11 protein-coding genes are annotated in these 15,509 nt (G+C 49.5%); 5 read left to right on the top strand and 6 right to left on the bottom strand.

Features of this window, described 5'->3' with window-relative positions; all coding sequences use genetic code 11:
* The first annotated feature begins 7 nt into the window (after window positions 1-7).
* From hisI to tatC, 5 genes are read left to right on the top strand one after another with little or no spacing between them, the layout of a single operon-like run.
* Window positions 8-388 carry a phosphoribosyl-AMP cyclohydrolase gene (hisI, locus tag B0D95_RS18205; protein WP_078045187.1) on the top strand — a complete coding sequence of 127 codons (381 nt, stop codon included), beginning with the start codon at window positions 8-10 and terminating at the stop codon, window positions 386-388.
* Window positions 389-416: 28 nt separating this feature from the next.
* On the top strand, window positions 417-755 hold the full coding sequence (locus tag B0D95_RS18200) for a phosphoribosyl-ATP diphosphatase (protein WP_078045186.1): 339 nt from the start codon (window positions 417-419) through the stop codon (window positions 753-755).
* A 29-nt stretch (window positions 756-784) separates the two neighbouring features.
* The gene (gene tatA, locus B0D95_RS18195; protein WP_078045185.1) at window positions 785-1,030 is read left to right on the top strand and encodes a twin-arginine translocase TatA/TatE family subunit; all 246 of its coding nucleotides are present in this window, start codon (window positions 785-787) and stop codon (window positions 1,028-1,030) included.
* 2 nt (window positions 1,031-1,032) lie between these two features.
* Window positions 1,033-1,491 carry a Sec-independent protein translocase protein TatB gene (tatB, locus tag B0D95_RS18190; RefSeq protein WP_078045184.1) on the top strand — a complete coding sequence of 153 codons (459 nt, stop codon included), beginning with the start codon at window positions 1,033-1,035 and terminating at the stop codon, window positions 1,489-1,491.
* A 6-nt stretch (window positions 1,492-1,497) separates the two neighbouring features.
* Window positions 1,498-2,265: a twin-arginine translocase subunit TatC gene (gene tatC / locus B0D95_RS18185; RefSeq protein WP_078045183.1), complete on the top strand. Its 768-nt coding sequence runs from the start codon at window positions 1,498-1,500 to the stop codon at window positions 2,263-2,265.
* Window positions 2,266-2,311: 46 nt separating this feature from the next.
* On the opposite strand, the gene B0D95_RS18180 is transcribed toward tatC, so the two are convergent.
* From B0D95_RS18180 to B0D95_RS18155, 6 genes are all read right to left on the bottom strand, one after another.
* Window positions 2,312-2,524, bottom strand: coding sequence for a DUF2061 domain-containing protein (locus B0D95_RS18180; protein WP_078045182.1), 213 nt, complete (start codon window positions 2,522-2,524; stop codon window positions 2,312-2,314).
* 125 nt (window positions 2,525-2,649) lie between these two features.
* Window positions 2,650-3,111: a CYTH domain-containing protein gene (locus B0D95_RS18175; RefSeq protein WP_078045181.1), complete on the bottom strand. Its 462-nt coding sequence runs from the start codon at window positions 3,109-3,111 to the stop codon at window positions 2,650-2,652.
* 450 nt (window positions 3,112-3,561) lie between these two features.
* Window positions 3,562-6,555: a TonB-dependent receptor gene (locus tag B0D95_RS18170; protein ID WP_078045180.1), complete on the bottom strand. Its 2,994-nt coding sequence runs from the start codon at window positions 6,553-6,555 to the stop codon at window positions 3,562-3,564.
* Window positions 6,556-6,627: 72 nt separating this feature from the next.
* Entirely contained in the window at window positions 6,628-11,112 is a 4,485-nt protein-coding gene (locus B0D95_RS18165) for an alpha-1,6-glucosidase domain-containing protein (protein WP_168172479.1), read from the bottom strand.
* A gap of 550 nt (window positions 11,113-11,662) precedes the next feature.
* The gene (locus tag B0D95_RS18160; RefSeq protein WP_078045179.1) at window positions 11,663-13,573 is read right to left on the bottom strand and encodes an alpha-amylase family glycosyl hydrolase; all 1,911 of its coding nucleotides are present in this window, start codon (window positions 13,571-13,573) and stop codon (window positions 11,663-11,665) included.
* A gap of 82 nt (window positions 13,574-13,655) precedes the next feature.
* On the bottom strand, window positions 13,656-15,503 hold the full coding sequence (locus B0D95_RS18155; RefSeq protein WP_078045178.1) for a glycoside hydrolase family 13 protein: 1,848 nt from the start codon (window positions 15,501-15,503) through the stop codon (window positions 13,656-13,658).
* Between the last annotated feature and the right edge of the window lie 6 nt (window positions 15,504-15,509).

The following is a 15,509-nucleotide window of genomic DNA, read 5'->3' as shown; positions in this document are numbered from 1 at the left end:
GTAGACTATGAGTAATTGGTTAGACGCCGTGAACTGGAATAGCGATGGGCTGGTTCCCGCAATCGCCCAGGATGCCAACACTGGTCGCATTTTGATGATGGCATGGATGAACCGCGAGTCCCTGCAACTCTCAGCTGAACGCGGTGAAGCCGTTTATTGGTCGCGCTCCCGCGGTAAACTCTGGCACAAGGGGGAAACCTCTGGCCATATACAAAAATTGCATGAAATCCGTCTGGATTGCGATGAAGATGTAGTGGTACTGCAAGTAGAGCAGTTGGGCGGTATTGCCTGCCATACTGGCCGTGAATCCTGCTTTTACCGGGTTCTGAAAGATGGCAACTGGCAAACGGTGGATCCGGTTCTCAAAGATCCTGCCGAGATTTACTAAAGCAGAGTGTAAATTGATAGAGAAGGCTATGAGCAACGACATTTTGAAACAACTGACCGCTATTCTTGAGGCGCGCAAAAACAACGCCGACGCAGAGTCCTCTTACGTTGCCAGCTTGCACCAAAAAGGCCTGAACAAAATTCTGGAAAAAGTTGGCGAAGAATGTACAGAAACCATTCTGGCCGCCAAAGATGCACAAACCAGTGGTGACAACAGCGATCTCATTTATGAAACCGCTGACCTCTGGTTTCACAGCCTGGTTATGCTCTCCCATTTGGGAGAAAGTGCCGATGCAGTCTTAAACGAATTGGCGCGTCGCTTTAATATGTCTGGCCACGATGAAAAGGCCGCACGTTCTAACACTTAATCACCTATTCACTTTATTGGAGAATCATCATGGGTATTAGCGGAATCAGTATTTGGCAACTGCTTATTGTACTGGCGATTGTTGTGATGTTATTTGGCACCAAGCGCCTTAAAACCCTGGGCAGCGATTTGGGCAGCATGATTAAAGGCTTCAAAAACTCCATGAGCGATGAAGCCAAAAAAGAAGAAGAGGAAGCGCAGAAAAACCTGGAACAAAAAAGTACAGCTACCACGACCAGCGCGGAAAAAACTGAACAAAACAACACCAAGGTTTAATTGTGTTTGATATAGGTTTTACCGAACTTTTAGTGTGTCTGGTGGTTGCACTGGTGGTAATAGGCCCGGAGCAATTACCAGGCACTGTGCGCACGGTTGGGCTGTGGATTGGCAGGCTCAAACGCAGCCTGCGCGAAACCCGCAGTGAAATTGAGCGGCAGATCGGCGCGGATGATATTCGTCGCCAATTGCACAATGAAGAGATTCTGCAAAACATCGAAGAAACTCGCCGTCAGTTCCAAAACGTCATCGACGAATCGGCTAATGCCATCCAACCGCCTGCGCTAGGGGTGGATAACGCCGATGAGCAGGCACGTCGCGAACGCAGTGGTCAGTACGGCTCGCCGGAAGAACTGCCGGATCACGCCCATACCCAGGATCAACAGGCGCCCGTAACGACGGAAGCGGCAGTGACCGATAAGCCCGTTACTCCCACGCCGCCCACTGGCACAGGCCATTAATTGCGTATGAACAACCCATCACATCAGGACAAAGAACAGCCCCTGGTGCAGCATCTCATTGAGCTGCGCACCCGGTTGCTGCACATTGTGTATTTTCTGCTGGCAGTTTTTATCTGCCTGTTTCCATTTGCGACCGACATTTACGGCATTGTCTCAGCTCCGCTGATCGCGGTACTGCCCGAGGGCAGTAACATGATCGCCACCGATGTCATCTCGCCATTTTTAACGCCGCTGAAACTCACCTTCTATTTAGCCCTGCTGCTGGCGGTGCCCTTCATTCTTTATCAGGTATGGGCCTTTATTGCGCCGGGGCTCTACAAGCACGAAAAACAATTGGCCGCACCGCTGTTGATTTCCAGTGTATTGCTGTTTTTTACCGGCATGGCATTTGCGTACTTTCTGGTGCTGCCCATGCTGTTCAACTTCACCATGGGTATCCAATTGGAAGGCGTCAGTGCAATGACTGACATCACCAAATACCTGGATTTGGTGCTGCATATGTTTTTTGCGTTTGGCTTTGCGTTTGAGATTCCGGTTGCCACAGTGCTCCTGATTCACGCAGGCATAGTCACGCCGGAAGGTTTGGCTGAAAAGCGGCGCTACATTATTGTCGGCTGCTTTGTAGTGGGCATGCTGCTTACACCACCTGATATTTTCTCCCAAGCGATGCTTGCCGTTCCCATGTGGATGCTATTTGAGGCAGGGCTGTTTTTTGGTCGCATGCTTAGAAAACGTGGTCAAGAGCGCGAAGAAACAACGGATACCCCCGAGTAACCCTTGGTGCGCCCTGCAACAGAGCGCACCAATCCTCCTCCCCCCGCTAAATCACCCGTTGTGCCATGGCTTCCGTAATGACAGCCTTGTGCTCGGCAAACTTCTTCCAACCCAATTCGTGAAAGTAGAAGGCGACTGTATTCACGGCGGGCTCCACTAACGCCAAGGTGCCGCCGATTACCGCGCTTCCCGTCAAGGCGTAACCAACGGAGAAGGCGACAGTGAAGTGAACTGCTGCGAATGTTGCTGTCTTTGCCATGATGCGATCCTCATTTGCCATTCAGGTGGCGGTTGTGTCACCCGCCGATGAATCCATATTAGGCAAACAATAACTATTATCAAAGAAAATTGATTTTAGCAAATCAATAGCGAATAGCTATTTAACTACCTCCACCGGCAATAGGGCTCACGCGCCAAGTTGGAGTTAAAGTAACGCGACTCATGGGTCACCTCCCCTGCGACCCATTCCGGTTTGGCAAAAACGGTATCTTCTGCCGGTAGCTCGATCTCTGCGACGACCAACCCCTGATTCTCACCCAGGAATTCATCTACCTCCCACACAAAACCGGCGTAGGTTATTTTGCGGCGATACTTTTCAATCAGCGGTTGTTCGCACAGTTGCAAGAGTGCGCGCGCGTCGCTCACCGGAATGCCATATTCAAATTCCACGCGACTCGCGCCTTGGTTGGCGCCCTTTACGGTGAGAAATGCCTGCTCACCGGCAATACGAACGCGCACGGTACGAGTCTTGTCACTGTTGAGATAGCCCTGGCTATAAAACAAAGCAGGCGCCTCACGCCAGGCATCCCCCACTACTAAAAACTTGCGTTCGATTTCAATTGCCATAGGGCTTACCTGCGCAGAATATTGGAGTGCGCATATTAACACTGGATGGTTGTGGCTAAAAAAATGCAAAAAATACGTTTATGAATAAGTACACCGCATGGAAATAGCGGCTGCAAGGCATGAGGAATAAGCGAGAGAAAAATAAATAGCAGATAAAAAAAATGGCGCAGTCAAAGGACTGCGCCGAATCATCAACAGCGACGATATACAACAAAAAAGATGGAGCTAGCGATTGCGCAAACCCAGAGGGAGTTAAAACCCAACACCACAACAATACTCGGGGAACTCATGCAATAAAGTCATACTAGGCTTTATCAGATTGCGCCTCAATGGACTACATACGTATTCATCTGCTGCCGCGAAATACATACGTATGTAAGCGTTTTTTTGGCGATAAAAAAGGCCGCACATTGTCATGTGCGGCCATGGTATCGCCACCCCTTTAAAAGATTAGAAGGTGTAGTTAGCCCCCATGTAGAAAGTGCGACCAAACCATTGCAGGGTACGTGTCAGCTCTTCATCAAACATATAACTTCTGTTGGGCTCGTTGGTGAGGTTGCTGATGGAAAATACCAGATCCAATCCATTATCAAACTTGTAGGCCGCTTGATAATCCAGCAGCGTTTCCGGTGCATAGACAATGGGCTGCAAGTTGATATTGCGCGTCTCGCCCACAAACGAATCCTGGAAGGTAGTAGACAAGCGCGTTTCAAAACCACCGTAGCTATAGAACAAGGTGAAGTTCGCTGATTTTTCTACCAGGCCAGGGAATGGCAAGGTCGCACCAGTACTCACACCTTCTACCGGATTGGCGACGGTGATTTCGGAATCGGTCAAGGAGTAGCTCGCGCTAATCCCCAGCCCTTGCCAGAATTCAGGCAGGAAGTTGAAGGTCTGGGTGTAGGACAATTCCAAGCCGCGAATAAAGCCACCATCGAGGTTATTGATGGACGTGGAGTAGTCGCCGTTTTGTACTTCCACTTCCGTATCCAGCCCACCAACATTGACTACCCAGGTATCCGGCACATCAAATCCGGCTGCACGGAAATCAAAGTTTTCGTAGGTAATATCCTGAATGAAGGATTTGATTTCACGGTGATACACCGCAACAACAAACGCACCATTGGTGTCCGGCATGTAGTACTCGTAGGACAAGTCAACCTGATCGGCAATAAATGGCGTTAAGAACGGCGAGGTGTTGCTACCGTAGTTGAACACGGGCGTAGTTTCGTTTTCTACCGTTACCGAACCCTCGGAATCCGGCGCAGCCAAACGGTTGATGGGTGGACGCGACAGGACGCGCGCAACCGCCAAACGCAACTGATTGTCTTCCGCCACACTGTAATTCAGGTTCAGCGATGGCAAATTGTGGCTGTATTCAGTGCCCAGGGTTTGATAAGCGTAATTACCTTCTGCATTGCCCAATTCGTCATAAATGGTAACTGCACCTGCCTCTGCATTACCGTTTACGTTCACCAGAGCCACGCTGGATTGCTCGGTACGTACATGGCGCAAACCTATGTTACCTACCAGGTCGCGATCAAACAGTGTGGTTTCCAAATTGGCTTGCAGGTAAATCGCATCCACATTTTCATCGATGTCAGAGCGCTGCTTCATCGACCAATCGCGACCTTCGGTCCAACGAGCCTTGGGGTCGATGGAGCGCGGAGAATAAACCTTGCCCGGTTCCCCAAGCACTTCTACCCCCTTATCCAACACCAGCCCCTGCTGAACGGCGTTCTGGATGATTTTGTCGCCATCAATTGCGAGGAAGGACGGGAAGTGTGAGAAGTCACCTTTCCAATTCACTACGTCCGAATTACTGGTATTGATCTCCAGTGGGAAGTCCTGATCGTATTGCGCAAGATCGCCATAGACAAATACCTGGCGACGATCTTTATGGTTGCGCTCCGAACGGCGCACACCCGCCTCCACCGACTTGATCACTGGCATTTCCAGATCGTATTTCAGATCCAAACGCGCAGCGCTGATTTTGTCATCGTTAATGCGTGGATAGCGTTCATAGTTAGTCATGCGCAAACTGCTGACACCATCGGCACCGTAAGACGCGTAATCGCGGCTCAAGCTGACACTGGGCAAATTGATGCCGTCCAGCAAATAGGTCATGGATTGATCCGGGTCGCGCTCAAAGGTCGCACCGCCGGGAACAGGATTTTCGATAGGACGATAAAGGTGCGCACGAACCACACCGTCCGCTTGCACACCGGAGGCATCCGAGTGCGAGAGGTCAAGTGCCACTGTCAGTGCATCCTGCTGCCATTCAATGTTCAAGCCGCCGGACAGAAGCTCGTTCGTTTGGGTTACGTCATTGCTGTTGACCTGCAAATTCAGGGAATCTGCCGCCGCATCGTCTACCGCAAATGCACCACCGATCACGGCCTGGTTTTCCCACAGCACCAAACTGTTAGTGAGTGCATTACGCAACGGCTGAATACGGAAGCCACGCGAGTAGCTATCTGACTCGAATTTTGAATAGAACACGTCGGACTGGATCGACAAGCTGTCGGTAGGCTCAAACTGTATGGCAGCCACATAACCATCGCGAGTCTCTTCACCACCGGTTTGGAATAGCTCAAAACCTTCCGCCATAAACACTGCTGACGGGCGGTTGTCGGTTGCTACCGCATTGAAGTTTTTATCAACAATGGTGGTTTCCAACCCCTTGCCTTCTACCAAGGTGTAGGGAGCAGCTTCGTAGTTGTACTGCTCAAAGCGGGTCGCTGAACGCGGCTGCACCAAGCGTGCATAACCCAGTGCAACACCGAGCTTGTCGTCAAACAGTTTTTTCTGGAAGGACAGCGAAAACCGCTGGCCGTAGGGCTCGGCGCCATAAATATCATCTGCCTGGTCGTTGTAACTGCCGCGTACGCCCACAACCACTTTTTGATCTTCCGTCATTTCCAATGGGTTGGCGGTTTTCAATTCGACCGAGCCTGCCACACCACCTTCAATCAGCGATGCCTTGGGCGACATGTAGACTTCTACCGACTGGATCAACTCGGAGGGAAATTGGCTGAACTCCATGGCGCGGGTACCGTTAGGCGATACCTGCTCGCGACCGTTCAGCGTGGAGAATACAAAGCCTTCGCCCATACCACGAACCTGGATGGTACCGGCCTGACCGCCAGAGCGGGTCACGGTAATACCGGGCACACGGCCCAAGGCATCGGCAATCGAGACATCCGGCAGACCACCCAGGTCAGCAGCGGATATCGCCTGCACAACGGTATCGGCGTTGCGCTTGGTTTCAATACTGTTTTGGATGGAGCGGGCATAACCCGTCACCATGACTTCTTCAACCAGCGATGGATTTTGTGGCCCGTTATCGGCGTCAGTATCCTGAGCCAGCAAGGCGGGTGACAGGGATGCCATTGCCAAGGCGGAAACAACAGCAGCCAGCGGCTTTACAGTAAATGTTTTCATGTGCTTTATCTCAGCTCGTTATCTGTTTTTACTATCACTCAAGGCTCCCCCGCGCAGGGGGAGCTGGCCCGATTAATTCAGCGCATCAACACGGATGGTGATGGCATTTGGGTTGCGGGTATCGAGCGTGAAGCGATAATCCCCGGCCGTTGTGATAGAGAGGCCGATATTGTCATTAGAGCCTTGGGTGACTTCGCCAGGCTCACCCAGGACGACAGCTGAACCACCAAGGTTAGGGTTGCTCCAGTTTGCCTCGGCCACTTTGAACTCGTAGTTACCTGCAGCCATAGTGAGGGTTTTGGTGTACAACCCTTTGCCGGCATAGGTCATTTGGTTGATGCTGTTAGCATCACCCCAGCCAGCCGATGACACAGTGCCACGCAGGTAAATCGGGGTAGCGGCAAACAGATCTTCGCGGTACACCTTCACTATTGGTGCGTCAGGGTTGCGCGCATCTACCTCAAAGCGATAGTTGCCCGCTACCGTAATATCCAGCATCAGGTTGTCATTGCTACCTTGGGTCAGAGCGACGTTTTCACCCAGTACCACCGGAGTAGCTGACCCCAGGTTCACCGTGCTCCAGTTTGCAGAGGCAATCTTGAACATAAAGTCATCGCCCACTGCCAAGGGGATACTGATGGCGTAGACACTATTGCCCTCATGCACGAATTGGTTGGCACTGGTGGTGGTATCCCAACTGGTGACAGTACCGCGCAGGTATACGGCTACATCGCGATACACATCAGGGTTTTCTACTGTCAGGGTTGGCGCCGTGGTGCTTTCCGATGCATCCAACACAAAGCGATAGGTACCGGCCGTTGGGACGTTGATGCGAATGTTGTCGTTGCTGCCTTGGGTCAGGGTGATAGTGTCACCAATCTCCATAATCGCAGTGGACCCAAGGTTGGGCATGCTCCAGCCCGCTTCAGCAACTTTGAAGATAATTTCAGCGCCGGCGGGCACGTTTAACAATACCGAGTAAATGCCATCGCCCTCGTATACCAGACGGTTGGTAGCAACTGGATCCCATCCTCCAGGCGAAACATTGCCACGGACATAAACAGCAGTATCACCGTATGGCACAGCAACGCTGGAACCAAGGGTTGCCGTTGCCGACAAGCCAGCGCCTTGGGCACCCGCTTGGGTTTTTACAAACACCGCGGTGGTGTAGGCAGGCACAGTGAATACACCATCATCACCCTCGGCAGCGAAACTGGCGGTTTTCACCACGGCATCCGCAGAGTTTTGCTGGATGTGGTGCAGGGTAAAGCCCGCGGCTGTTTTGACAGTGGGCGATTGCGTTGTCGCCGTCGCGTTAATCACAACCACAATGGCGTCTACCGCAGGATCAAGATCAGCACGTGCCGTTGACTCGGTACCGGCAACGGTGCCCACACCATCATCAATGCTCATCACAATCAAACCTGGCACTTGTGTCTTGCCACCGTCGTGGAAGCCAACACGGTCAATCACCTGCTCGGCGGTTTGCAAACTGAACAGCGGGCTACCGCTGGCAATACGCAGGAACTCGGTAAATACAGCAGATGCTTGTTCAATATGGCTTGGCTCAGGCTTGGTTTGCGGGTTGGCAAACACACCTTTTACATAGTCATCAGTAATGCCATCACGCAGCTCTGGCGGCAGGCCTACACCCCAGTTGTTGGTTTGCTTGGTGAAGTCCACCTTATTGAACCAATCGCCCGCGTTATAGCTGTTAGGCGACATGGATTTGGAGCGCAGCAGCTCGGTACCCATTTGTACAAACGGAACACCTTGGCTCAATACCGGTACAGATAGCGTCAGACTGCTAACACGGGTGCGGTTGGCAATAGACATATCGGCAGGCACAGCACCCGGGCGATGCATCCAGTCCCACAGGGTTTCGTTATCGTGCTTCTCAACGTAGTTAATCGCTTCTTGTGGATCCAGGTTGTAAGCACCCACGGTAGAAGCATTAATCACCGCACCGGATTTGGTCTTCAGTTTGAAGTCCTTCAGGTTGCCCGCCAGACCGGCACGAATCGCATCGACATTACCACCATTGATCAGCGCCATTTGCTGTAATGGGTTGCGGATACGATCATTGAAGGTACCAATACCAGTGCCAGCAAGCGCCTCCTGAACTGCACGCTCAGCAATGCGATCACCGGATGAACCACCGCCCGGAGTCCAGGCTTCTGCATAGAAGTAGTTATCAGGATCAACAGCTTTTACTGCCTCATAGGCATTTACCAATACAGACTTGGGCATATAACCGGATTGGTCAAAACGGAAGCCATCCACTTTGTAGTGCTCGGCCCACTGCACAACAGAGTCAGCAACAAACTTGCCCATCATGCGGTGTTCGGTTGCGGTATCGGGGCCGGCGCCAGTGCCAGTTTCCACCTCTGCAGTAGCCGGATTTACACGGTAGTAATAGCCGGGAACCACTTTATCGAACACTGAGTTTGCAGCCTCAATCCCAGACGATACAGTATGTGGGTACACCACATCCATCACCACGCGCAGCCCCATTTCATGCAGAGCCATGTTCATCGCACGCATTTCTTTTACACGAGTGAAACCCTGCGGATTGGTTGAATAAGTGCCTTCTGGTGCATTGAAATGCTGAGGGTCATAACCCCAGTTAAAGCCATCCAAATCGGCGATAGCGGCAATCAATTCACGGGCAGCAGGCGTTTGTGGATCATAACTTTCCAACACTTGACGCACAGTAGAGTTGTTAGGCACAGAGCCATCACACACACTGACCGCAGCACGATTAGGTACACGCTGGCAAAGCTCAAGGATGTAGCTGTTCAAATTCACCTGACCATCAAAATCCTCTTTCATGTTAGAGCTGTCATTACTCGGCAACAGGTGCACGTGTGTTAAACCTGCATTTGCCAAGGATTTCAAATGCTGTACAGGTACGGAATTGGATTCAGTAAAGGCAAGGTACTTGCCGCGATAGCTGGTTGACGTGCTGGCATCATCAATACTGAAATCACGAATATGTGCTTCGTAAATTGCCATGTTTTCTGGCGCCGTCACTTCAGGAATAAAATGGCCATCCCAACCGGCAGGCTTGGTATCTACGTCATCCAGGTTTACAAACTGGGAATGACGACCATTCGTGGAGAGCGATACAGAGTAAGGATCTGTCACTTCAAGGCGACGCACCGCTTTCTGTAATGGATGGAATGCAGTCACGCGGAAGCGATAAAACTTACGATCCAATTCCGCAACGCTGCCAGTAACACTCCACACACCGGTATTTGCATCAAATGTCATTGGCAAGGTGGCAGATACACGCAAGGGATCGCCAGAGAAAACGCGCAGATCAACATTTTGCGCGGTAGGCGCCCATACCTTGGCGGTTACGCCGGAGCCATAGCTAACGCCCAATTTTTCATCGGCGGCACTGTCGGCATAAAGCGCATCCAATACATGAGGCAACTGCAAACGCGTCGCTCGGCCGCGCTCAACAGTAACGGTTTGGCCTTGCTCATTTTCTTCAACAGAATCGAAACGGCCAACAATCAGCAACTCGTTTTTCAACGCAGCTTTAATACTGTCGATACTGATTTCTACAGGGAGATCATAGGCAACATAATCGGCCAAATGAGGAACCAAAGCCTTTTCTGCATCAGTCATTGGACGACCAGCGTTCAATGTGGCAAATAACTCACCACCCTGAAGGTTACCGCTTGCATCCGGCGCCATGCCTCCAGCGGCGGACTGATAGAGCTTCACGGGTTTATCCGCAGTAAATGAGCGATTCCAAATAATAGTGTGCGGGCTAATCCAGTGCGCCTCCACATCACTGATACTCAACAACGGGCGCTCAAGGCTGCACACATCGTTGATACAAATAGGCACATTGCTCACACGGCTGTTGCGCATGTTATCGGCGTTAACAATGATCCACGCCATGCGCTCGTAATCCCCACCATCGCGCTTAATCGTCAACGACAAGTCGTTGGTTTGCGCGGCACCACCGGGAGTTTTAATAATGTAATTACCACAAGTCCCTGTTTCACTGACAGGGATAACAAAATAAGCACCATAGTAAGGATCGTGACGAACGCCCACGGCACCGTCATTTTTACTGGCAACACCTGGACCATTTGGCCAAGTTGTGGGGATAGCATAGGTAGTATTATTACCGTCTGTTACGGAGCTGCCCCAACCATTACCACAAGCCTGCCACAAGTGCAGATTGTATGAAGCGAACGCCGCATTTTTTTCATCGGCAGTACCTTCAATATTAACGAAGATCACCGCTTCATTTGGCCCTGCCAATCTTTCCGGCACGGGGAAATCGGGCACTATGCAATCAGCGCCGGAACGAATAGTTCCCTCAGGGCATGCAGGCAATTCAAATGGCGGACGCGGATCGCCGCACACACCGTTATCCAACAAGACCTGTGGGTCGCGACAGGTTGGTAATTCAGCGGCATTGTTATTGGTGCCACTGCCACCACCGCCACAAGAGCTGAGTGCGAATAAGCCAAGCAATAGTGCAGCTAGCCCTAGTGCTTTTCGCGCGGATTCATTTCGCGAATTGAACTTCATTTGATTTCCCCCATTTAATTATTTTTTACAACAGATTCGAACATTAAAACGGATACATTGAGTAAGGCTGACTGGCAAAAAACAGCGGCCAGAGACATTGAAAAATACGGTTGTTATATTTATTAACCAAAATAAAAAAACACGGACGGGTGTTATTAATCAGTCTATGAGGGGCAAATTTAATTCGCAAACTACATACGTATGCAAAAAACGAGGAATAAAAAAACGCAAATTGCATACGTATGCAAAAGCAAAAAACATGAAGAAAAGTAACACTTTGTGCGTCACTCAACAGTTGGGATTATTGGGCGATCACAGACAAGCACAGAACATGGAAACACATGCTTCACATATCAAGCGATCGGCAGCATTAATTAAATCAGTGTTATTAAATATTTGTTGGCAAAAAAAAGCCGGGCATATGTGCTACTTCGCAACAGAGGCCCGGCCTGCACAGGCCTATTAAAAACAGCTTACATAAACTGTCACTAACCAATATGTCTTACAGGAGTAGAGATAATTATTGATGTAAACCATGCGAAAAATTATTTTATTTACTGCCCTTTATCGCCAGTACCAGAGAGTCATAGGGCGCTAACTCAAGTTCAACACTTGCCCCTTCTGCATTAACAGCCAAGGTTGAAAATTGTGAGTGATGTGCAAGCTGGGGCGACAGCTCATACACCGGCTTGTCCAGTGCCCAGGCCGTCACATAGCTCGCGGGTAATGACAAGCGTAACGGCCCGCTTTTTTGCGCTGAAAAATTGCTAATGACAATCCATTTCTGAGCATGGGTTGCACGAGTAAAAGCGAACAACTTATTGTTATAACCTTGGCCAGCGTTAATATTGTGGCTGTGCAACTCCTGATAATCGCCCACTGCAATCACATCAGTGTGAGACAAGTTCAATACACCGCGATAAAACTCCCGCAGCGCTTTTTCTTCCGCCGTAGATTGCCCGCCATCAAATTTTCCACCATTCATAAAACGTTGATGCGCAGGAACACCGGCGTAATCAAAAATAGTCGTGCGCGATGGATCGCCAAAACCGGAATCCAATGCACCGGTTTCACCAACTTCCTGACCAAAATACAACATGGTTGGTGAACGGCTAATCAGCGTGGATATCACCATTGCTGGTTTGGCTTTTTCGGCGCTACCGGCAAACTCGGGGCTGACAATTCGCTGTTCATCGTGATTTTCCAAAAAGTGCAGCATATGTTCTTCAATATCGCTCATGCCTTCTTGCACCTGCGCAATAACGTCGGTGCTGCTTTTACCCTGCATAACCGCTTTTAAACCATCGTACATTTCCACCTTGTCGTAAAGGTAATCCATTTTTCCCAGGCGGATATAATTACGATACTCGGCGGGGTTATAGACTTCAGCCAATAAAAAGGCTTGGGGATTTTTTTGTTTGATCGCTGAATTCAAATAACTCCAGAACTCTACCGGCACCATTTCTGCCATGTCATAACGAAACCCATCCACACCTTTGGCTAACCAATATTCTGCAATTTGACGAAACTTGATCCAGGAATCCGGTACGTCTTTACCCTGCCAGAATTGGGCGTGAGCAAGCAGGTCTTTTTGCGCATAATCTGCGGGTAATTCAGGAAAATCTTTGGTGCCATCCGGGCGTACACCGTAATTGATTTTTACGGTTTCATACCAATCATCAAATTTTGGTTGCGCCAAGCGCGAACCATTGCCGGTCCACTTCGCCGGTTTCTCATCAAACTGGCCATCACTGAGGGGATGAGATTCTCCACCCAGCGGCTGATAATCTCCTTGCGCCTCTGGCACTCGGAAATTTTCGCCCACCACGTAATAAAAATTATTATCGCGCTGGTATTCCACAGTCACATTATCGCGCGCACCAAAATTCTCTACACCCTGGGGCTTGCTCAATGACTCGTAATGGCGCGCAACATGGTTGGGCACTATATCGATAATCACCTTCATACCTTGTGCATGGGTGCGAGCGATAAGCGCTTCAAATTCTTGTAAGCGTTGTGCAGGGTCAACCGCCAAATCCGGGTTAACGTTGTAATAATCCTTCACCGCATAGGGTGAACCGGCGCGACCTTTCACTACATCAGGATCATCGTTACTGATGCCGTAAGCGGTGTAGTCGCGAATGACAGCGTGATGCGGAACACCGGTGAACCACACATGCGTAACACCCAATTCTTTTATCGATTTAAGTGCGGCCTCGTTAATATCGTTAAATTTACCAACACCATTTTCCTCCTGGGTTCCCCAGGGTTTATTGGTGGAGTTAGTGTTGCCATAAAGGCGGGTAAATATTTGGTATACAACAGGCTTACCTGACGTTACTGTTTTGTTTTGCTCGACCGGCGGAGGTGGCGATGGATTACAGCCAACCAGTCCCAGCGCAACAATACTCACCACGCATATACCTGTCAGGGCGGTAATTATTTTTTTATAATCATTCATAAGTGACACCTGAAAATAGCCAGCCAATATTGACTGGCGCAGTAAAAGAAACCCTAAACCGGATAGTTTCCCACCTATTGCATCACTGCAATTCAATAACGACCGAGGTTTTTGCCGGCAATACCAATGCAGAACCCAGCGTAACCTGTTTTCCCGTTATTACATTGCGCGCTGTTTTCTTACCCGCTAAAAAGTGTTGGTATGGATTTAAATCCAATGAACCTTCCTGTTCATTTTTATTGAGCACTACCATAACAGCACGATTATCCAAATAACGGAAGTAAACATAAAACCCGTTTGCCGGTGAAAAATGTTGCAATTTTCCTTTATGAATAACCGCTGAGGTTTTTCGCCAGGTGAGCAAGGTTTTTAAATAATGTTGCATATCCCGCTCTTTTGCGCTCAGACCTTTACCGGTAAAGGCATTTTTAGCATCACCTTTCCACCCACCCGGCATATCGGCACGCACGGCGCCATCGTCGCGCTCACGCGGGCTGGTCATCAACACTTCAGATCCATAATAAAACTGGGGAATACCGCGCATGGTCGCCATATACACCATCGCTGTTTTAAATAAATCAACATCTTCATTCACATAGGAATACAGCCGCGATGTGTCATGGTTTTCGGGAAAGATCACTAAATTAAAGGGGTCGGCATACACAAAATCATTGGCCAGCATTTCATACAGGCGAACCCAGCCTTTATCCCAGGCTTCTTTTTCCAGCAGCACTTCGCGCAGGGTTTCGTGATTTGGAAAATCCATCACACTGGGCATATAAGGCACATGGCCACTGGCATTGACTTTACCGCGCTGCCAATGTGCAACCACTGCAGGATTCGCGCTCCACTCTTCGCCAACAATATTGAAGTTGGGGTATTCGTCCATAATGGTTTTTGCCCAGCGCGATAAAAATGCCTGATCAGCGTAGCCATAAGTATCTTCACGAATACCACTTAAGCCGGCGAACTCAACCCACCATAAACTGTTCTGAATTAAATAATTGGCCAAATGCGGATTGCGTTGATTTAAATCAGGCATGGTGGGCACAAACCATCCACTGACAAATAACTCTTTGTCGGCAGGTGCCGCATAAGGGTCTTGCACAGTGGTGCGACGATGATTGGTCTCCTGATATTCACTGGGGAAATTTAACCAATCTTTTGCGGGCAAATCTTTCATCCACCAGTGATTGGAACCTATGTGATTGAGCACTATATCCTGAATAACACCTATGCTTTTTTTATGGGCCTTTTGTACAAACCGTTTAAAATCCTCGTTGGTTCCATAGCGCGCATCTATTTTGTACAGATCTGTTGCGGCATAACCGTGATAGGAATATTTTTCCATATTGTTTTCGGTTAATGGGTTGGGCCAAATTTGGGTAAAGCCCATCGCCGCAATGTAATTCAACTGTTGTTCCATACCTGCAATATCACCCCCATGGCGCCCACCTTTGTAAGCGCGATTGGGTTGCTCCAACATACCGGGCACTGCATCATTTTTGCTATCGCCGTTAGCGAAGCGATCCGGTGTAATCAGGTAAATAGCATCTTTGGGGGAAAAGCCCTGACGCTGGGCAGAATTTTTTTCGCGCGCTAACAATTGATAATCAAAACGGCTTTGTACTGTTCCATCAAGCACAAAATTGATTGGAAATGTTCCGGGTTTTGTATTTTCTGCTATATCGATAGTGACAAATAAATAATTGGGGCTATCGGCATTTTTTACATGAAGGATAGCAACGCCTGGGTAATCAATAGCTGGCGTTGTTGCACTAATATTATCGCCATAAACCAACAATTCTACCTGATGGTATTTCATACCAACCCACCAATTGGCGGGCTCCACACGCTGAACTGAATAGGGCTCAGCAATACTCGCGGCCGAGATTGTCCATAACGCCAGAAACACTATTATTTTTTTCATAAAATC

The organism is Cellvibrio sp. PSBB023, from assembly GCF_002007605.1.
Lineage (GTDB): Bacteria > Pseudomonadota > Gammaproteobacteria > Pseudomonadales > Cellvibrionaceae > Cellvibrio.
Note: the sequence above shows the minus strand (reverse complement) of the source record. Positions and strands in the feature narration are given on the sequence as shown.